Source organism: Ruegeria sp. ANG10 (assembly GCF_040705255.1).
GTDB lineage: Bacteria > Pseudomonadota > Alphaproteobacteria > Rhodobacterales > Rhodobacteraceae > Ruegeria.
Map to the genome: position 1 here is coordinate 389,510 of NZ_JBFCVU010000001.1, position 19,759 is coordinate 409,268.

Annotated in this window: 19 protein-coding genes; 14 read left to right on the forward strand and 5 right to left on the reverse strand. The window is 57.2% G+C overall.

The genetic code is table 11. The annotated features are described in order from the left end of the window. Window positions 1-6: 6 nt before the first annotated feature. The 3 genes from AB1A64_RS01825 to AB1A64_RS01835 form a co-directional block, all read right to left on the reverse strand. Window positions 7-1,539, reverse strand: coding sequence for a tripartite tricarboxylate transporter permease (locus AB1A64_RS01825; protein WP_366549836.1), 1,533 nt, complete (start codon window positions 1,537-1,539; stop codon window positions 7-9). Between the two features lie 8 nt (window positions 1,540-1,547). After that, on the reverse strand, window positions 1,548-2,084 hold the full coding sequence (locus AB1A64_RS01830) for a tripartite tricarboxylate transporter TctB family protein (RefSeq protein WP_366549837.1): 537 nt from the start codon (window positions 2,082-2,084) through the stop codon (window positions 1,548-1,550). A 62-nt stretch (window positions 2,085-2,146) separates the two neighbouring features. After that, on the reverse strand, window positions 2,147-3,076 hold the full coding sequence (locus AB1A64_RS01835; protein WP_366549838.1) for a tripartite tricarboxylate transporter substrate binding protein: 930 nt from the start codon (window positions 3,074-3,076) through the stop codon (window positions 2,147-2,149). 108 nt (window positions 3,077-3,184) lie between these two features. Between AB1A64_RS01835 and AB1A64_RS01840 the strand changes: the two genes are divergently transcribed. Together AB1A64_RS01840 and AB1A64_RS01845 are read left to right on the forward strand one after the other, a co-directional pair. Further along, window positions 3,185-3,964, forward strand: a complete 780-nt coding sequence (locus AB1A64_RS01840) for an IclR family transcriptional regulator (RefSeq protein WP_366549839.1) — start codon at window positions 3,185-3,187, stop codon at window positions 3,962-3,964. A 32-nt stretch (window positions 3,965-3,996) separates the two neighbouring features. Beyond that, window positions 3,997-5,349 carry an aminotransferase class III-fold pyridoxal phosphate-dependent enzyme gene (locus tag AB1A64_RS01845; RefSeq protein ID WP_366549840.1) on the forward strand — a complete coding sequence of 451 codons (1,353 nt, stop codon included), beginning with the start codon at window positions 3,997-3,999 and terminating at the stop codon, window positions 5,347-5,349. A gap of 36 nt (window positions 5,350-5,385) precedes the next feature. On the opposite strand, the gene hpaR is transcribed toward AB1A64_RS01845, so the two are convergent. Next, window positions 5,386-5,826, reverse strand: coding sequence for a homoprotocatechuate degradation operon regulator HpaR (gene hpaR / locus AB1A64_RS01850; RefSeq protein WP_366549841.1), 441 nt, complete (start codon window positions 5,824-5,826; stop codon window positions 5,386-5,388). A gap of 105 nt (window positions 5,827-5,931) precedes the next feature. Between hpaR and AB1A64_RS01855 the strand changes: the two genes are divergently transcribed. From AB1A64_RS01855 to AB1A64_RS01895, 9 genes are read left to right on the forward strand one after another with little or no spacing between them, the layout of a single operon-like run. Continuing rightward, entirely contained in the window at window positions 5,932-6,330 is a 399-nt protein-coding gene (locus tag AB1A64_RS01855; RefSeq protein WP_366549842.1) for a 5-carboxymethyl-2-hydroxymuconate Delta-isomerase, read from the forward strand. A gap of 3 nt (window positions 6,331-6,333) precedes the next feature. Then, window positions 6,334-7,845 (forward strand): 5-carboxymethyl-2-hydroxymuconate semialdehyde dehydrogenase, encoded by a 1,512-nt coding sequence (gene hpaE / locus AB1A64_RS01860; RefSeq protein ID WP_366549843.1) that lies wholly within the window; start codon window positions 6,334-6,336, stop codon window positions 7,843-7,845. Window positions 7,846-7,901: 56 nt separating this feature from the next. Continuing rightward, window positions 7,902-8,756, forward strand: coding sequence for a 3,4-dihydroxyphenylacetate 2,3-dioxygenase (hpaD, locus tag AB1A64_RS01865; RefSeq protein ID WP_366549844.1), 855 nt, complete (start codon window positions 7,902-7,904; stop codon window positions 8,754-8,756). Between the two features lie 44 nt (window positions 8,757-8,800). Next, window positions 8,801-9,643 carry a 3,4-dihydroxyphenylacetate 2,3-dioxygenase gene (hpaD, locus tag AB1A64_RS01870; RefSeq protein WP_366549845.1) on the forward strand — a complete coding sequence of 281 codons (843 nt, stop codon included), beginning with the start codon at window positions 8,801-8,803 and terminating at the stop codon, window positions 9,641-9,643. A gap of 24 nt (window positions 9,644-9,667) precedes the next feature. Continuing rightward, window positions 9,668-11,149 carry an NAD-dependent succinate-semialdehyde dehydrogenase gene (locus AB1A64_RS01875; RefSeq protein ID WP_366549846.1) on the forward strand — a complete coding sequence of 494 codons (1,482 nt, stop codon included), beginning with the start codon at window positions 9,668-9,670 and terminating at the stop codon, window positions 11,147-11,149. Then, entirely contained in the window at window positions 11,149-12,003 is an 855-nt protein-coding gene (locus AB1A64_RS01880) for a fumarylacetoacetate hydrolase family protein (protein WP_366549847.1), read from the forward strand. Before AB1A64_RS01875 ends, AB1A64_RS01880 begins: the two co-directional genes overlap by 1 nt. Beyond that, on the forward strand, window positions 12,000-12,800 hold the full coding sequence (gene hpaH / locus AB1A64_RS01885) for a 2-oxo-hept-4-ene-1,7-dioate hydratase (RefSeq protein WP_366549848.1): 801 nt from the start codon (window positions 12,000-12,002) through the stop codon (window positions 12,798-12,800). Before AB1A64_RS01880 ends, hpaH begins: the two co-directional genes overlap by 4 nt. A 14-nt stretch (window positions 12,801-12,814) precedes the next feature. Then, window positions 12,815-13,870 carry an aldolase/citrate lyase family protein gene (locus AB1A64_RS01890; protein WP_366549849.1) on the forward strand — a complete coding sequence of 352 codons (1,056 nt, stop codon included), beginning with the start codon at window positions 12,815-12,817 and terminating at the stop codon, window positions 13,868-13,870. 12 nt (window positions 13,871-13,882) lie between these two features. Then, window positions 13,883-14,623, forward strand: coding sequence for a metallophosphoesterase family protein (locus AB1A64_RS01895; RefSeq protein ID WP_366549850.1), 741 nt, complete (start codon window positions 13,883-13,885; stop codon window positions 14,621-14,623). Between the two features lie 874 nt (window positions 14,624-15,497). Here the strand turns inward: AB1A64_RS01895 and AB1A64_RS01900 are convergent. Beyond that, on the reverse strand, window positions 15,498-16,508 hold the full coding sequence (locus AB1A64_RS01900; RefSeq protein ID WP_366549851.1) for a LacI family DNA-binding transcriptional regulator: 1,011 nt from the start codon (window positions 16,506-16,508) through the stop codon (window positions 15,498-15,500). A 212-nt stretch (window positions 16,509-16,720) separates the two neighbouring features. On the opposite strand from AB1A64_RS01900, the gene AB1A64_RS01905 reads away from it, so the two are divergent. From AB1A64_RS01905 to AB1A64_RS01915, 3 genes are all read left to right on the forward strand, one after another. Next, complete coding sequence (locus AB1A64_RS01905; protein WP_366549852.1) at window positions 16,721-17,989, forward strand: ABC transporter substrate-binding protein; 1,269 nt, start codon at window positions 16,721-16,723, stop codon at window positions 17,987-17,989. 76 nt (window positions 17,990-18,065) lie between these two features. Continuing rightward, window positions 18,066-18,911, forward strand: a complete 846-nt coding sequence (locus tag AB1A64_RS01910; RefSeq protein WP_366549853.1) for a sugar ABC transporter permease — start codon at window positions 18,066-18,068, stop codon at window positions 18,909-18,911. Continuing rightward, a complete protein-coding gene (locus AB1A64_RS01915; protein ID WP_117871523.1) occupies window positions 18,908-19,744 on the forward strand; it encodes a carbohydrate ABC transporter permease in 837 nt (278 codons plus the stop codon). Before AB1A64_RS01910 ends, AB1A64_RS01915 begins: the two co-directional genes overlap by 4 nt. Window positions 19,745-19,759: the final 15 nt, after the last annotated feature.

The following is a 19,759-nucleotide window of genomic DNA, read 5'->3' on the forward strand; positions in this document are numbered from 1 at the left end:
GCAGGGTTACCCTTGCTGATTGGGGTGATCGGAATCGACCGGTAGCGCGGTCGGCTCGGGTTTCAGCTTGTTGCGGAATTCAAAATACAGCGTGCGAAGATGAAGCAGCAGGATCAATACGATCAGCGCTGTCAGGATCGCCGCAATTGGGCGGTCGACGAAATCGAGCGGGGATTTGACCCGCGCCATGGCGCTGCGCAGCTTGACCTCCATGATGCCGCCCAGAACCATGCCCAGGATGATTGGCACAATCGGCAGGTCCAGCCGTTTGAGGATCAGGCCGAACACACCAAACCCGGCGGCAATGGCGCAATCGGTGATCGAATTGCGCAAGCTGTAGACACCGACAAAGGCCAGGATCAGAATCATGATGCCCAAAAACCGGGTCGGGATCTGGATGATCTTGAGCAGCAGGTTGGTCGAGAACAGCAGGAAGACCAGAACGATGACGTTCAGCAGGATCAGCGCCATATAGAGCGCCATCACAAAGTCCATCTGGTTTTCAAACAGCTGTGGACCGGGGATGACGTTGTGCACGTAGAACACCGACAGCATCATCGCGGTGAGCGCTTCGCCCGGGATGCCCAGTGCCAGCAGCGGGATCATGGCGGCACCTGGAACGGCGTTATTGGCGGCCTCAGACGCCACCAGCCCCTCGGGTGAGCCATCTCCGAACTTGTCGGGGTCTTTCGAAGTTTTTTGCGCATAAGTGTAGGACAGGAACTGCGAAGTGAATTCGCCCGTGCCCGGCACCATGCCCATGAACACGCCGATGCTTGAGGACACGGTGGCGACCCGCTTGATGCCCAACAGCTCTTGGAGACCGGTAAAGATGTTGCCGCTGACATGCGCCTCGCCTGGTGCGTGGTTCTTTTCCAACAGCAAAAGCAGCGCCTGACTGATGGCAAACAGGCCCAGAACGACCACGATCAGATCAACGCCAGACGCCAGCCAGCTTTGTTCAAAGGTGAAGCGGCGGGTATATTTGACTGGCTCAAGCCCGACGGTGTTCAGGAAAATCCCGAAAGCGGCCAGCATACCGGCGGCGAAAATTTGTCCGCGGTGGGCGAGGATCACCAGAATGATGCCCAGAAGGGCGGCAAGAAAAATCTCTCGGCTGCCGAAATGCGGGGCGATCAACGCCAGAACCGGCGACAGGATCATCAGGCAGATGATGGCAAAGACACCACCGAAGAACGACGCTGAATAGGCCAGTGACAGCGCGCGATGCCCCTGACCGCGTTTGGTCATGGGATAGCCGTCATAGGTGGTCAACGCGTTCACCGCCGTGCCGGGCGTGTTGATCAGAATGGCGGGGATGGCCCCGCCATACATAGACGAACCATAGATGCCCAGCAACAGCGTCAGGCCGACAATGGGTTCAAAGGCGAAAGTGGCGGGCAAAAGGATGGCAATCGCCACCGCAGCGCCAACACCGGGCAGTGCGCCGATGATGACCCCGCCGATCGAGCCAATCAGAAGGGCGACGATCACCTGCCATTGCGTCAGTATAGAAAGACCGGACAGAAGCGTTTCCATGGCGAACCTCAGAGATAAGTCAGCGCAAAGGCGCGCACGGATTCCGGCAGGTATTCATAAGCGGCTCCTGCAGGGATTTTGACCTGTAGGAAGGCGCGGAAGATCACCGTCACTGCGATACCGAACGCCGCGGCAAGGCCAATGGCCCCGGGGCTACGAAAACCTGTCCTTACAGCAAGAAAAACCGCGAACAGAACGGTCGATGGCAGGTATCCTAAGAGCGGGACAACCGCGACATAGACCAGAAAATAGACGACGTATTCAAGGGACCGAAACCAAAATGCTACTTCGGGCCAGCGACCTGGGATACGATCTGACATGGCTGAGCTGAGCCAATGCAGAAAGGCAAATATGGCCATTGCCCACAGTGAGACCATTGGCCAGAAGCCGGGCTGCGCAAACCACTTGGTGCGTTTGACGACCTTGGTCTGTTCCCCCAGTTGCGTCAGAAGGAAAACAGCAAAAACCAAAAAGGCCAAAGCGAAGACAACATCGCCGGGACGGCGGTATCGTTTGAACATGTCCTGAAGTGTTTTGGCTATCATAGTCCCCTCCCTGACCGATGAAAAAGCCGCGCGGGGAGTGCCCGCGCGACCCTGAGACTTGTTTATTCGCCCACGAGGGCCTGGATAGCTCCAATCGTTTCGCTGTCGCTTGCGATCTGGGCGTTTGAGGCGTCCGCATCTAACCAGTAGATCAGAACGCCGGTCTCACCGATCAGGTTCTGAGCCTTCTCAGTCTGCAACGCCTTTTGCGCAGCGGCCGCGATTTTTTCGCGCACCTCTGCCGGAGTGTCCTTGTGAACGAACAGGCCGTTCCAAAGCGCCACATTCAGATCGGGGTGCAGTTCGCTGACGGTCGGCGCGTCTGGGGTCAGGCTAATACGCTCGTTGCCAATGCTGGCCAGAACATTGACGTCATCCAGACAGGGCAGGATCAGCTGCAGCGTGGTGTTGATCACATCGACATCACCGGAGGCCAGCGTGTTGCAGTCCAGCGCATCAAATGCAGCTTCGCTGGCAAAGTCAAAGCCCGAGCTGATTGCGGCGGCAAAGGTCACCTGGGTGGGTGGAAGGAACGATCCGAAGTGACCCAGCGCCACGTCGTTTTCCTTGCCATGGGCGACCAGCTCTTCCCAGTTTGTGAACGGGGCGTCTTTGCTGGACGCGATAACGAACGGATAGGTCATGAAGATGCCGATCGGCTCGAAGGGGTTGGGGGATAGTTCGGGGATGCCGATCTGAGGACCACCGATGGGAACGTCGGTCACGAAGGACCCGATGGTATAGCCATCTGCCGGGGCAGTTGCGACTTCGACCGCGCCGGGGAACGGACCGCCACCGCCGCCGGGCTTGTTCACGACTGCGGCAGGGACACCGTACATCGCCTGAAATTCGTCCGCGATGATGCGCGTCAGCACGTCTTCCAAATCACCCGGAGGCCACGGTACGACAAAGGAAACCGGCTTCTCTGGGTATTCGGCGAATGCGGCCGTTGCAGAAGCAACAAACACTGCAGCTGTTAGTATTTTCTTCATTGACACCTCCCGTTAGTGGTTCATTATTTGATCCGTGTTAACAAGAATAATGTTGCTTTGTTAAGTTTGTTCTGTCAAGTATTACCTTAACGGGAGGATGTGAATCACATGGGTACCGCCCTGAACGCTCTGAAAATGCTCAACTACTTTTCGAACGCTCGGCCAGAGATTGGGCTGAGTCAGTTTGCGCGGCTGTCCGGTTTGAACAAAGCCACCGCGCTGCGCCACTTGCGGGCGCTTGAGGAATACGGGCTGATCGAACAGAATCCCATGACCAGATCCTACGCGGTCGGACCTGCCGCACTGCGCTTGGCAGCGTTGCGCCAGATCGCCCGTCCCGGCATAGAGAGTGCCCGCCAGAGAATGCAGGTCGCGATGCAGGACGTTGGTGAAAGCTTGCACCTTTCTCTGCTTGAAAAGGATTCGCTTCAAACCGCGCTGGTAGTCGAAACGAACCGCCACAGCGTGCGTGTCAGCCTAGATCCCAGCGAGGTTCTTCCGATCAATGCGACCGCCTCGGGCCTGTGTATGCTCAGCTTTGGCCCGTCCTTCTTGCTGGAGCGTCTCGGGCAGGAAGAGCAAACACGATACACGGACGCCACGCTGACCGACCCGGCCGAAATCAAAGAGCGGGTTGCGACAATCAACCAAACCGGTTGGGCCAACAGCAATGGAAGCTATGAAAATGGCGTCTATGGCTATGCGGCACCCATATTCGGCATTGATCAGGTGGCGCTGGGAACCATCGCAATTGCCGTTCCCGAAGGCCGCGCAAGCGACGAAAGCCTGCCAGAAATACTGACCACCTTACACGCCCTCTCGACTGATCTGACCGCAAGCTTTGGCGGTCAGCTCCCCGACACTTTTCCAACCGAATTCCATCCGTGAGCGGGTGGACACTAACCCCGGAGGCCCGAGACATGAAAGACTCGAACTTTCTGAAAGAAAACAACGCGCGTTACTTCTGGCACCCGATGGCGCATCCCGCCGACAGTCAGAAGAATCCGCCGACCATTCTGAAAGGCGGTGAAGGTGTCAGCATTATCGATGTCGATGGTCACAAGGCGCTGGACGCGGTCGGGGGACTCTGGAACGTCAATCTGGGCTATTCCTGCGATCCGGTGAAGCAGGCCATTGCTGACCAACTGAACGCGCTGCCCTATTATTCGACCTTCCGGGGCACCAGCAACGACAAGGCAATCGAGCTGTCTTATGAACTGGCGCAGTTTTTTGAGTCCGACGGCCTGACCCGCGCTTTCTTTACCTCGGGCGGCTCGGATTCGGTCGAGATCGCGCTGAAAATGGCGCGGCAGTACCACAAGGTGCGCGGCGAGGTCGGGCGCACAAAATTCATTAGCCTGAAACAGGGCTATCACGGCACCCATTTCGCCGCCGCTTCGGTCAACGGCAATCAAAAATTCCGCGCGGCCTATGAACCGATGTTGCCCGGCTGCTATCACGTGCCCGCGCCGTGGACCTATCGCAACCCGTTCGACGAGACCGACCCTGAGCGTCTGGCGCAGCTCTGCGTCAAAGCGCTTGAGGCCGAGATTGCGTTCCAGGGCGCGAACACGGTTGCGGCTTTCATCATGGAACCGGTTCTCGGGGCAGGGGGCGTAATCCCGCCGCATAAGAGTTTCATGCCGATGGTGCGTGAGGTCTGCTCGAAACACGGCATTCTGCTGATCTCAGACGAGATCATCACTGCCTTTGGGCGTACCGGCAGTGAAAGCGGCGCGCGGCATTGGGGTGTGCAGCCAGACATCATGACCACGGCCAAGGCCATCACCAATGGTTACTTCCCGTTCGGGGCGGCGATGATATCGGGTGCGGTCGCCGAAGTGTTCGAAAGTGACACAACCGGCGAGGCGTCGGTTGACCAGGGCTATACTTATTCCGGACACCCGGTCGGTGCTGCGGCGGCCTTGGCCGCGCTGTCCGAGATCAAGCGCCTGCGCGTCTGGAAAAACGCCGCCGCGCGCGGGGATGAACTGTTTGCCGGGCTGCAAAAACTGGCCGAGAAATACGACGTGATCGGAGATGTGCGCGGCGGTGAAGGGCTGATGTGTGCGCTGGAACTGGTCTCGGACCGCGCGACGAAGGCGCCTATTGCCAAGCACTTGCCGCTGCAGATTCAAAAGGCGGCTTACGAAGACGGTGTGATGGTTCGTGTGTCCGGCAACAACATCATCCTGTCTCCGCCGCTGATCATCACATCCGAGGATGTGGGCAAGATCCTGTCGGCACTGGATGCCGGTCTGGCGACTCTTTAGCCACCATTCACCTGACCTCGCCCGCCCCGGGCGGGGTCAGACTTTAACCGCCTGCAACTCTTCAAGCAGGTCGAGCAATTGGTCCAGCTTCTCGCGGCCCATCTGTGCTTCGATATTGCTGGAAATCGTCAAAGACGTGGCAAGGTTGTCTTCCAGAACCGCGCGGCCTGCTTTGGTGATCTGAACCATGGTGCGGCGCTTGTCTTGTTTGTCCTGGCGACGGGTGATCTGGCCCTCGGCCTCCATCGTGCGCAGAATGCGGGTAAGGCTGGGCAGTAGCAGGCAGGCCTCGTGGGCAATTGCACTTTGTTCAACCTCGCCCAGCTCGTCCAAAACCCTCAGGATGCGCCACTTTTGTTCGGTGAGCTGGATGTCATGAAGCATATCCCGGATCGGTGCCATGACGGTTTCCCGTGCGCGCAACAGCGCGATCGGAAGGGATCGGGTGGTACTCTTTGTGTGGCTTTGCGTGGTCATGCGGCCTTCTAAATCGCCAATTCCGAAATTGCAAAGATTAACAAGGCAAGTTCTTGACAGCGTGATTGTAAAATAGTAAACATGTTAACCAATCAGGGAGAGCACATGCCACATTTTCACGTCGAGTACTCCGGGAACCTAGAGGGCAAGGTCGACATGGATGGCCTGTGTGAATGCATCCGAGCAACGGCTGCTGAGATCGACACCTTTCCGATGCCGGGCATTCGTGTCCGCGCTGTGCGGGTCGATCATTATGCCATTGCAGACGGCAATCCGGCGCATGGCTTTATCGATATCTCGATCCGCCTGCGCGCCGGTCGGTCCGACGACATAAAACAGGATGCTACACAACGTATTTTTGAGGCGGTCAAAGCGTATCTGGCACCTGCCTTTCAATATCATTCTATCGCGTTCTCCCTTGAAATGCGCGACATCGACCCGAAGCTTTCGCCCAAAACCGGTACGATCCGCGATCACCTTGGCGCGACCACGCAGGAGACCTGAACCATGAGCGCACTGGACAAAAACATCGAAAAACTCGCGGACTTCTTGGCGCGGTTCAAAGAGACGGGCATCAAGAACCGTATCGCGGGTGAAGACGTTGCCGGGTCTGCGGGCGTGTTTCAATCCACCTCGCCGTTCGACAAGTCCGTGATCTGCGATGTTGCCCACGGAACGGCGGATGACATCGATACCGCGGCAAAAGCAGCCCATGCGGCCTTTGCCGAATGGCGCGACATGCCTGCCACCGAACGCCGCCGCATCCTGCTGAACGTTGCTGACGCCATAGAAGCGCGCGCAGAAGAAATCGCGCTGTGCGAATGCTGGGACACGGGCCAGACCCTGCGCTTCATGTCCAAGGCGGCCCTACGCGGTGCTGAGAACTTCCGGTTTTTCGCGGATCAGGTGGTGCAAGCGCGCGACGGTCAGCATCTGAAATCGCCGACCTTAATGAATGTCACCACACGCGCGCCGATTGGTCCGGTTGGCGTGATCACCCCGTGGAACACGCCGTTCATGCTGTCGACTTGGAAAATCGCACCTGCATTGGCTGCAGGCTGCACCGTAGTTCACAAACCCGCCGAGGATTCGCCGCTGTCAGCCCGCCTGTTGGTCGAAATCGCCGAAGAGGCCGGTCTGCCCAAGGGTGTGCTGAACACCGTGAACGGCTTTGGTCCCGATGCGGGGAAGGCACTGACCGAGCACCCGCTGATCAAAGCTATCGCGTTTGTCGGCGAAAGCCGCACCGGCAGCATCATAACCAAACAGGGTGCAGATACGCTCAAGCGGATGCATCTGGAGTTGGGTGGCAAAAACCCTGTGATCGTGTTCGACGACGCCGATCTGGATCGGGCGCTGGATGCGGTGATCTTCATGATCTACTCGATCAATGGTGAGCGCTGTACCTCGTCCTCGCGCCTGCTGGTGCAGGACAGCATCAAGGACGAGTTCGAAGCCAAGCTGATCGAGCGCGTGAACAACATTAAGGTCGGCCACCCGTTGGACCCGGCAACCGAAATCGGCCCGCTGGTGACGGAAGAGCACTACAACAAGGTCACCAGCTATTTCGACATCGCGACAGAGGACGGCGCGACCGTCGCAGCCGGTGGTGTGAAACTGGGCGACGAAGGGTACTTCATCCGTCCGACCCTGTTCACCAACGCCACCAACCAGATGCGCATCGCGCGCGAGGAGATATTTGGCCCCGTTCTGACCTCGATCCCGTTTTCGACCGAGGAAGAGGCGCTGCAGATGGCCAATGACACACCTTACGGTCTAACCGGCTATGTCTGGACCAACGACCTGACACGGGCGCTGCGCTTTACCGACAAGCTCGAGGCCGGAATGATCTGGGTGAACTCGGAAAACGTGCGCCACCTGCCCACGCCCTTTGGTGGCGTCAAAGCGTCCGGCATCGGGCGCGACGGCGGCGACTGGTCGTTCGAGTTTTATATGGAGCAAAAGCACATCGGCTTTGCCACCGGCCAGCACAAGATCATGCAGTTGGGCAAGCGGTAACGGCCGACCCCAACAGAATCCGGAAACGCGCGCATCTCAACCTTCAGGAGAAGAAAATGGGAGAAATCGTTCTCGCAGCCAAGATGACCCATGTGCCGACCATGCTGATGTCGGAACAGGAAGGTCCGGTAAAAGGCGCGCGTCAAACCGCGATCGACGGGCATCGTGAAATTGCGCGGCGCGCAAAAGAGCTGGGTGCCGATACGGTGGTGATCTGCGACACGCATTGGGTTGTCAATGCGGGTTTCCATATCAACGCCAACAAGCATTTTGAAGGTCTGTTTACCTCGAATGAGTTCCCGCAATTCATCAAGGATCTGCCTTACGCATATGACGGCGACCCGGCGCTCGGGGGTGCCATTGCCGATATCGCCACGCAAAAGGGCGTGCATACGCTCAGCCATCAGGTGGACAGCCTTGAGCTGGAATACGGAACCCTTGTTCCGATGCGCTTCATGAGCCGCGAGGCGGATTTCAAGGTGGTCTCGATTGCCGCCTGGTGTACCGTTCACAACCACGACGAAAGCCGTCTTGTCGGCGAAGCCATCCGCGAGGCAGTAGAGGCCAGCGACAGCAAGGTTCTGCTGGTTGCATCCGGTTCGCTTAGCCATAAGATCTGGCCAAACAAGGACTATGCCGCAAACAATGGTACATTCACCATCAGTTCCGAGTTCAACCGCCAGGTGGATCTGCATGTTCTGGACATGTGGCAAGCCGGAGATCACGCCACGTTCCTGAAAATGCTGGGTGAATACGCCAATTTCTGCTGTGGCGAAGGCTCGATGCATGACACCGCCATGCTTTATGGCGCGCTGGGTTGGGACTCGTATGATGCGAAATGCGAGGTTGTTACCGAGTATTTCCCCTCTTCCGGAACAGGGCAAACCAATGTGATCTTCCCGGTAACCTGAACCGGCTGACAGGCGCGCAACGCATTTTTGGAGAGGAGACGATCATGGGAAAGATTGTACAGGCCGCGAAGATAACGCATGTGCCAAGCATCTGGATGTCCCACACAATGCCGAAATACAAAGGCATCCGCCAACCTGCCATCGATGGCTATGCGCGCCTGCGTCAGGATGCGATCGACCGCAAGGTCGATACATTTGTCATTTTTGACACGCACTGGATCACCAATCAGGGGTTCCACCTGAACACGAAAGAGCACCACAAAGGCCGTTTCATCAGTCATGAACTGCCGCACATGTTAGCGGACATGGAGTTCGACTATCGCGGCGATCACGAACTTGGGGAAGCCATCCTTGATGTTCTACGTGAACGTGGCGAGCGGGCTTTGGGGCATTCGCACCCCGATATGGGTATGGAGTACGGCACCTTGCTGCCAATGTACTTCATCAACGATGGCGTGAATGCGCGGGTCCTGCCTGTGGCGGTCAACCAGTTCTCATCTATCGCTGAAAACCGGGTCTGGGGTGAGGCCATCGCCGAAGCTGTCAAGCGGTCTGATCGGAATGTCTCGATCCTGGCCTCGGGGTCACTGAGCCATGATTTCACGCCCAATGAACGCTCGGTCGATGGTCTGAATTCGGTCAATGGAGAGTTTAACCGCCAGATGGACATGCGCGTGCTGGATCTGTGGGAACAGGGCCGGTTCGAGGAGTTCCTGGAACTTCTGCCCGACTACGCCAAGAAATGCGCGGGTGAGTGCGCCATGAACGATACCGCCTTGCTTTTCGGAGCCCTCGGTTGGGGTAGCTACAAGGGCAAGATCGACATCTACACCCCGTATTTCGGAAGCTCCGGAACGGGGCAAGCCAATATCAGCTTCTCGGTCTAAAGCCCGAAACACAGGGAAATTCGCATGATCAAACTGCGTCTAAACGATCCCAGCTTGTTTGCCGAAAAGGCGCGGGTCGGGTCCATATGGGTTGATGCCTCAGACAGTGAAAGCGCGATTGACGTGATCAACCCCGCAACCGGTGAGGTAATCGGTCGTGTACCTAATCTGGGTGCAGTGGAAACAGTAGAGGCGATTGCCGACGCACAGCGTGCTCAGAAAGGTTGGGTCAAACGCACTGCCAAAGAGCGTAGCCAGATTTTGCGTCGATGGTACGATCTGATGATGGAAAATCAGGATGATCTGGGTGCCATCCTGACCGCCGAACAGGGCAAGCCGCTGACCGAGGCCAAAGGTGAGATCGCCTATGGCGCCAGTTTCATCGAGTGGTTCGCCGAAGAGGCGCGCCGTGCCTACGGCGATGTCACGCCCGGCCATGCGCCGGACAAGCGGATCATCACTGTCAAACAGCCCATAGGCGTTGTGGCCGCGATTACACCATGGAACTTTCCCAACGCCATGATCACCCGCAAGGCCGGTCCGGCCTTTGCTGCGGGCTGTTCTATGGTGTTGAAACCCGCCAGCCAGACACCGTTTTCGGCCATTGCGCTGGCTATATTGGCCGAACGCGCGGGGCTGCCCTCGGGTCTGTTCTCTGTCATCACCGGTTCGGCACGCGCCATCGGCGGCGAGATGACGTCGAGCCCGGTCGTGCAGAAACTGACCTTCACCGGATCGACTGAGATCGGCGCGATGCTCTACGCTCAATGCGCCCCGACGATCAAGAAACTGGGGCTGGAGCTGGGCGGCAACGCACCGTTCATTGTGTTCGACGACGCCGATCTAGATGCCGCGGTAGAAGGGGCGGTCATCGCCAAGTTCCGCAACAACGGCCAGACCTGCGTCTGCGCCAATCGTATCTATGTGCAAGCGGGGGTTTATGACGCCTTTGCGGAAAAACTGGCGGCTAAAGTCGCGACCCTTCCAACCGGCAACGGGTTTGACGAGGGCATCATCTTTGGTCCGCTGATCGATCAGGCTGCCGTGGACAAGGTGGTCGAACATGTCGAGGATGCGACCTCGAAAGGTGCCAAGGTGGCGCTTGGGGGCAAACCCCACGCGCTTGGTGGAACCTTCTTTGAACCCACCATACTGACCGGCGTGACCTCGGACATGGCCGTGGCGACCGAGGAAACCTTTGGCCCCGTTGCGCCCTTGTTCAAGTTCGACACCGAAAGCAAGGTTGTAGCGGCAGCCAATGATACCGAGTTCGGGCTGGCTTCATATTTCTATTCCCGCGATCTGGCCCGTGTCTGGCGTGTGTCCGAGGAACTGGAATACGGCATGGTCGGTGTCAACACCGGTCTGATCTCAACCGCCGAAGCCCCGTTTGGTGGCGTCAAAATGTCGGGTCTGGGTCGCGAAGGATCCCGCCATGGGCTCGATGACTTCATGGAACTCAAATACATCTGCATGGGCGGCATTGACGCTGCCGAGGAGGCCTGATGCGCTTTGCAACTTACTCTGCCAATGGCGAATCCTTTTTTGGCGCAATCACGGATGCGGGTGCAATCGCGCTGAATGACGCCTTTCCCGATCATGCCAGCCTGTATGAGGTGATAGCCGCCGGGGCGTTTGGCGAACTGGTCAAAACCGCAGAGGGTAAAGCGGTGACCCATACCGGCTTCACCTACGAGATGGTGATGCCCGACGTCCGCCGCATCCTGTGCGTTGGGGTGAACTTTCCTGACCGGAATGCGGAATACAAGGATGGCAGCGCGCAGCCGGAATATATGTCGCTGTTCCCGCGCTTCGCCAGCGGTTTCACCGGGCATGACCGCCCGCTGATCCGTCCACCGGAAAACCACACGCTGGATTACGAAGGTGAGGTTGCCATCGTGATTGGCAAGACCGGACGCCGTATTTCCCAAGAGGACGCCTATGACCACATCGCTGCCCTGACCCTGTGCAACGAAGGCACGATCCGCGACTGGGTGCGCCACGCCAAGTTCAACGTCACTCAAGGCAAGAATTGGGACAGCACTGGCGCAATCGGTCCGTGGCTGGTGCCCTTTACGGACGCGGCGCAACTGGATGACGCCCATATTCAGACCCATGTGAACGGCGAGCTGCGTCAGAACGATACTCTGAACCGCATGATGTTTCCGATCCGGCGCGAGATCGAGTATATCTCGACCTTCATGACCCTGCAGCCGGGCGATATCATCGTCACTGGCACGCCGACCGGGGCAGGGGCGCGGTTTGATCCTCCGAAATATCTGGCACCGGGCGATGTGGTTGAGGTTTCGGTCGAAGGCATCGGCACGTTGCGCAACACGGTTGAGGACGAAAAGGTATGACCCCTGAGGATCACACATGCGCTGCTGCTGATCTGCTGCAGGCGGAGTGTACGCGTGAGCAGATCGGCCTGCTGACCCTGCGCCATCCCGAGATGGGGATGGACGACGCTTATGAGGTTCAAAACGCCATCTATCGCCAGAAGCTGGCCGAGGGGCGCAAAGTGATCGGATGGAAGATCGGCCTGACCTCAAAAGCCATGCAATACGCGCTGAACATCGACATTCCCGACAGTGGTATTCTGTTCGACGACATGGTCTTTGAACATGGCGGAACGGTCCCTGCAGGCCGTTTCATCCAGCCGCGGATTGAAGCGGAGATTGCTTTTGTGATGAAATCTGCGGTCGGCGACGAAAACGTCACCCGCGACGATATCATTGCCGCCACGGATTATGTCGCGCCCTCAATCGAAATCCTCGACACCCGTATTCAGCGGTTTGATCCAGAGACCGGCAAAACACGCACGGTCTTCGACACGATCAGTGACAATGCCGCGAATGCGGGCATCGTGCTGGGCGCGCGAAGACACGCCGTGGATGCCTTTGACCTGCGCTGGGTCGGTGCGTTGACCTTTCGCAATGGTGAAATCGAGGAAACAGGTCTGGGCGCGGGCGTGCTGAACGATCCGGTCGAAAGCGTTGTCTGGCTAGCTCGCCGCATGGCGCAATACGGTCAATGCATTGAACCCGGTCAGATCATCCTGTCCGGTAGCTTTATCCGCCCCGTCGAATGCCCATCCGGTACTGAAATCCATGCTGATTTCGGGCCGTTCGGCTCTGTCGATATCAACTTCGCCTGAAAGGAGCGCCGCACATGCCTGCGCCGAAGAATACGTTCAAAGCCGCGCTAAAGGCCGGGCACCCGCAGATCGGTTGCTGGATCGGGATGGCCAACGCCTATACGGCTGAGATAGCAGCAACCGCGCAATTCGACTGGCTACTGGTTGACGGTGAACACGCACCGAATGATCTGCGCTCAATCCTCGAGCAGGTGCAGGTGATCGAAGGATCGGGCAGCACCCCGGTCGCGCGCCTGCCGATTGGCGAGACCTGGATGATCAAGCAATACCTGGACGCCGGCGTGCAGAACCTTCTGGTGCCCATGGTTGAAAGCGGCGATCAGGCGCGGGAGCTGGTGCGGGCGGTGCAATACCCGCCGCATGGCGTGCGGGGTGTGGGCTCGGCGCTGGCGCGGGCGTCGCGGTTTGCGGCCATCCCGGATTACCTGAAAACGGCGGATGAACAGATTTGCCTGCTGGTACAAGTGGAAAATCAAAAGGGTCTGGCAGCGCTGGACGATATTCTGGCCACCGATGTGGACGGCGTGTTTATTGGCCCCTCCGATCTGGCCGCCGATATGGGCCATATCGGCAATGCCGGTCACCCCGATGTAGTCGCAGCCGTGCTGGATGCGCTGACCCGCATCGTGGCTGCGGGCAAGGCGGCAGGTATCCTGACCCTTGATCCTTCGATGCAGACTAAATGTCTGGATCTGGGCACCACATTCCTGGCCACCAATATCGATGTCACATTGTTTGCCGCAGCGATGCGCAACGCCGCCAAAACCGGGTTGAGCCTGTTGCCGAATCAGACTGGCTCGGGTGTTGCTGAAACCGCGGCGGCCAGCAAATACCTGCAGCAGCTGTGCAAACACTGGTCGCATAAGGCCGAGGTTTTCTTTGACGAAACGAATGGCAGCGTGACCTTCCCGGGTGGCGACAGCGTGACCCTTGAAGCTGATGACAGTCGCCTGACCCTCACCGCTGCGACTGGTCCGCGAGGCGACTTGGTGCGTTGGAAAGACGTGATCGAAGCCCACCTGGTGCGCTTTGCCTTTCGGGAAGAGTTCCGCATCGATTGGTCTGAATAAGAGCGTTTGAAAATGCCTGAACCTATTTATGCCATCGGTGACGTCCACGGTCAGTTGCACATGTTGGAGGATGCGCTGGCGCGTATCGAAAAGGACGGCGGGCCCGATGCCCAAGTCGTCTTTATCGGTGACTATACCGATCGCGGCGCGCACAGCCGCGAAGTTCTGGACCTTTTGGTGAAAGGCAAGGCCGAAGGCAAAAACTGGACGTTCCTGCGCGGCAACCACGACCAAATGTGCGCAATGTTCCTTGAGGAATACCCTCGTAGCGATGCACGGCTTCTGGTCGGGTACCATTGGTTGCATCCCCGGATAGGCGGGGTAGAAACGCTGAACTCCTATGGCGTTGAGGTCAGCGAAAGGGATCGAATCTATCAGCTCCACGCCAGGGCTAAAGCCGCAGTACCGCAGGCCCATATCGATTTTCTGGCAAATCTGTTGCCCTACCATCTGCACGAAGACATTCTGTTCGTCCATGCAGGTATCCGGCCCGGAGTTCCCTTGTGTCATCAGGACCCCAACGACCTGATCTGGATCCGAGAAGAGTTTCTGGACTGCCCGGACCCTCACCCATGGCTGGTTGTTCACGGCCATACCCACGTCGCCACTCCTGAACACCATGGAAACCGTGTGAACATAGATACCGGGGCAGGATATGGCGAACCACTGACTGCTGCGGTATTCGAAGGATCGAAGTGTTGGCTGTTGCGCGACGAGGGGCGTAAGCCCCTGACCTACATAGGCTCCATATAGGTTACACGCTGTTTTTTTGCATCTGGCGGACGTCTGCTTCTGTTGAGAATGTCATTTTGATGATTCAGCTTGCTCAAAGCAAAGTTTAGAAAATGTTTGGAGGAAGGTTTGAACTACACGGTGATCGGCGACACAGTGAATACCTGCAGCCGAATTGAAGACCTAGCCGGAGAAGTGGAATAAGACGAGCTGGTCACAATCCTCGTCAGCAGTACAACAGCGGAAAGGCTGAACACCGAATTTAGTTTGGCAACCGCCGGGAGCTTCCATGTTCGCGGGCGAACGGAAGAGGTAACGGTGTATTTCCTTTCGGGTGGATAGCGCGCTCGGACGCGGAGTGTTAGCTTTCGCTGATTTGAATCGACTGCAATGGCAAGGGTTTCCCGATTTGCTGTCAAAGTGTTTCACGATAGTTGGCTCTTTCGAAAACGTGGATGTCCGCTTTCGCGAAACTGCGTTGCAGCGAAGTAAAGTGTAACGAATGGCGGCTATGGGCCGTTTCACATCACCGGCAGGAAGGGCGGGAGACCAGACCTTCTCTGCGAGCGCGAACCCATCTGGGCCCCAGCAAGGAGGCCGACACTCAAACGGCGGGCATTTCGGAATTTGAGCTGTACCACAGCAATTTGACTCTGAGCCCAAAGTGTCAAATACCGCATGATACCGCAACGGCATTTAAGCATTTCAAATCAGACCCTCAGTTCAACAGTGTAGGGGCGATCTTGACCGTTGCCTCGCGGCTGTTGCCGCAGGTAAAGAATTCTCATCTCATCGGCAGCACGTGCCATTGTGGGTTTGCGAACAACCGAAATTGGGGCGTCTTCACCATCGCAAGCCCCAATAGATACCAGCGATAGCAACTGAGAAATACACTTTAGTGTCCAGGGGCTGCTCCTGATGTTCCTCGAATTGTCAGGGTCGCAGAATACTCGAAATGACGGACTGGTAGTTCGGGTGTTCGCATTCGGTCCAGAAGGATTTCGGCCAATCGTGTGCCTAACTTCTTTGGGTTGATTGCCATGGTCGTAAGACCCGGCGTCGAAACGGCGGCATCCTCGATGTCATCGAAACCCACGACCGAAAAATCATGTCCGGGTTTCAAATTGGTCTGGATCAAACCAAAGCATGCTCCAAGAGCAACGACATCCCCATTGCAAACGATGCCCGTCACCTCGGGGTGTTGGTAGCGGAGCGCGGCAATTGCCTCTAAGCCCGATCGTTTTGTTTCCTCACAGGGCCAGACAATCGGGCGCACGCCGTCCAATTTCTCAAGGGCGCTTAGGTAGCCAGCAATGCGTTCCTCGCGTACCGAGGTTTGTTCGATGCCACCAAAGTAAGCGATGTGTTTGTGCCCCAAATCAATCAAATGCTGTGTGGCCTGCACAAGAGCTTCGGTATTCAGAACGCCTACGTGATCAAGAGACTGGGAAACCTTGCGCATGAATGTAACCGCAGGAACGCCATGAGCATCCAAAAGCTCCATCGCGTCTTCGTTCGTGTCGAGTGCCGGTACCCAGATCAGGCCACGGCGACCAAATCTGATGCAAGCTTCCAAAAGGCGGTTCTGGCGCTGAAGGTCACCTTGGGCATCAAGAACCGACACCATGAACCCTTCGGTTTCCAGCAAATCGACAGCGCCGCTGACAACCTCGGCATTGAACGGGTTTGCCAATTTGTTCAGGATAAATCCGATTTCGCGATTGTCACCCGACCGCATAGTGGCCGCCGCCTGATTTGGGACATAGCGAAGCCGCTTTGCGGCACTCAGAACTTTTTGACGTGTCTTCTCTGAGATTCGGCCTGTATCACGCATCACCTGACTAACGGTGGGAACCGAAACGCCGGCCTCTTTAGCAACACTGGATAAGGTGGGTTTCTTCGCCATGTATACAGTTTCTTGGTATATCGTTTATTCAAAATTGCAGGCAAATCCGATTATTTCAAGCAAAATATGATCTATGCCGCGGATCAATCAACTTGACTCGTGATAAAACGATATATCATAGTACCGCCATTCGCCCATAGACTGAACCAAGGTTGTCGGCGAGGGAGGGAGGTTGCCTGATTTTGGCCAGCCTCAGACAAACGGAGGAAAACATGTCCATTCATTCGAAATTGGCGGGTGCCGTATCCGGTGTAGTGATGCTTGTTGGTGCTGCCGCCGTACAGGCCGAAACTCTGTTCTGGTCGACCCAGGCCCGCCCCGCCGAAGAGGCACAAGCCATGCGGACCGAGGTTTTGGGTGGCTTCGACAGCGCAGTCGACTACCAGCCGAACGAAGACGGCCCTTGGCTTACGCGCCTGCAAGCCGAGCTGCAAGCAGGCTCGGGCAGCATAGACCTGCTGGGTTCTTTGCACGGCAATTTTTCGGCGATGAACCCTGATGATCTGATGGACCTTAGCGATCTTGGCGTGATGTCGGCCTCAGATACCTTCAATGGGCTGGCCAAGCTTGGAACTGACAGCCTGCAATACATGCCGTGGATGCAAGCAAGTTACATCATGGCTGCCAACAAGGAAGCGCTGCAGTACCTGCCTGAAGGGGCGGATATCAATGCGCTGACCTATGATCAATTGATCGCCTGGGCTGCCAACGTCGAAGAAGCGACAGGTCAGAAGAAATTCGGTTTTCCGGCAGGGCCCAAGGGGCTGAAACACCGCTTCTTCCAGGGATATCTCTATCCATCCTACACCGACGGAGTTGTGCGGACCTTTGCCTCGCCCGAGGCTGTGACAGCTTGGGAGAAGTTCAAAGAGCTTTGGAGCCATACGAACCCGGCCTCGACCAACTTCTCGTTCATGCAGGAACAGTTGCTGAACGGTGACGCATGGATCGTCTTCGATCATACCTCGCGTCTGGCACAGGCATTCAATGAACGTCCCGACGATTTCGTTGCATTCCCGGCGCCTGCGGGTCCGACTGGCCGTGGCTTCATGCCCGTTTTGGCAGGTGTTGCCATTCCGCGCACCGCGCCAGATGCCGAAGGCGCCAAAGCTTTGGTGACGTATCTGATGCAACCGGAAACGCAGATCGCGACCCTGAAGGCCACCAATTTCTTCCCCGTGGTGGATGTTGAACTGCCTGACGACCTGCCGCCTTCGGTCAAAGCAGCTGGTGAAGCGGTTGCAAAGATGAGCGGCTCGGCAGACGCCAACCCGGGCCTTCTGCCTGCTGGTTTGGGCAGCATGGGGGGCGACTTCAATCGCGTTTATGTAGATGCGTTCGAGCGCATTGTTCTGGCGGGACAGCCCATCGAGCAGGTTCTGGACGACCAAAAGAAACAGCTTGAAAAGATCATGACCGAAACTGGCGCGCCCTGTTGGGCACCAGATGCACCGTCGGAAGGCGCTTGCCCGGTCGAGTAAGGCACTTCCTGACTGCTGGGCCGCTGAAATAGTGGCCCGGTTTCCCAGCATTTTCCCAACTTAAAGGAGCGGTCCGATGGAAGCGCGGCTATTGCCATACTTTCTGATCCTCCCGGTGACTCTATTTCTCTGCCTCTTCTTCCTCTACCCGTTTGCGCTGGTTGCGCAGCAGGCGTTTGGATCCGAGAACGGCTTTTCACTGGATAATTTTCGTGAGGTTGTGAACTACTGGAAGTTCCCGATCTCGATGAAGAACACCTTCCTTCTTGCTGCGGCCGTGGTGCCGATCCAGTTGGCTCTCTCGCTTCTGATGGCCACGATGGTTACAAAAATGCAAAAGGGGCGCGATCTGGTTCTTTATATCTGGACCATCCCATTGGGCATCTCGGACCTTGCGGCTGGTATCATCTGGCTGGCGATCTTCGAACAGTCAGGCTTTCTGAATTCGATGATGGTCGGGCTTGGCGTCACTGAGCAGCCAGTAAGTCTGCTGAGCTATCAGACCCCGTGGATCGTGTTCCTGGCCATCATGCTGGCCGAGATTTGGCGCGCGACTGCGATTATGCTTGTGATCCTGGTCGCAGGCATCGGCCTGATCCCCAAGGAATACTACGAGGCTGCAGATGTGTTTGGCGCCTCGCGCTGGAAACAGTTCACCCGGATCACTTTGCCGCTTCTGCGCCCATCGTTGCAAACGGCCCTGGTCCTGCGCGTCATCCTGGCCTTCGAGGTCTTCGCCGTGGTTGCAGCTCTTGGCGGCACGATCTTCCCGGTGCTCATGGGCGAGATCTACGCCTATCAGTTTGACCTGCAAAATGGCGGAGCAGCAGCGGCGCTGGCGATCATCGTTCTGATTATCTCGATCGTCTTCACTCTGATCATCATGCGCGCTCTGCGCGTCCCGAAAGGAGCCACGATATGACGGCTGTAGCAGACGTTGTGGCCCCTGACGCCCGCAAGGCGGGAAGGGGGCTCTACCGAGCAGGCGTGATCTTGCTGTGTGCCTGGGTGATCATACCGCTCTACTTGCTATTCGTGAACACAATGTCTTCACCGGATACGGTGAACAGTTTCCCAAAGAGCTTCATCCCGGAGTTCAATATGGGATCACTGGAATTCTTCATGGGGTTCCAGGGAATGCTGAGGGCGCTGTGGAACTCGGTTGTGGTGGCTTTGATGACGATGGTGATGTCCATCGCCATCGGGGCCCCTGCAGGCTACGCCCTGTCGCGGTTTGACTTTCGCGGGAAAGAGCTGTTCCGGTTGCTGATCCTGCTGACACGGGCCTTTCCGTTGCCGCTTCTGGCACTGCCTTTGGCAGTTCTTTTCATCCGTACAGGTCTGGATGATACGGCTTTCGGTCTGGCGTTGGTTCACACGACGTTGGCGATCCCCTTCGCGGTGCTTATAACCTTTTCGCTCTTCTCGGGTATTCCGTTGGAACTTGAGGAGGCAGCCTGGACGCTGGGCTGCACACGGCTGACCGCCTTCACCAAGGTGATCCTACCTCTGGTGTTGCCGGGGATCACAGCCTCGGCGATTTTCGCCTTTGTGATCTCGTGGAACGAAGTGTTCGCAGCAGCCGTGCTGACGATCGAGAACCGAACGTTGCCCGCATTCCTGTTGCAGACACTGGGCGAGGCACCGTTGCACCTGAAATTTGCAGGTGGGTTCATCCTCGTGGTGCCTGCCCTGATCTTCATCTTCGCAGTGCGCAAATATCTCTTTGCCATGTGGGGCATCGCCAACCGCTGAGCGGTGGCTGAAAGG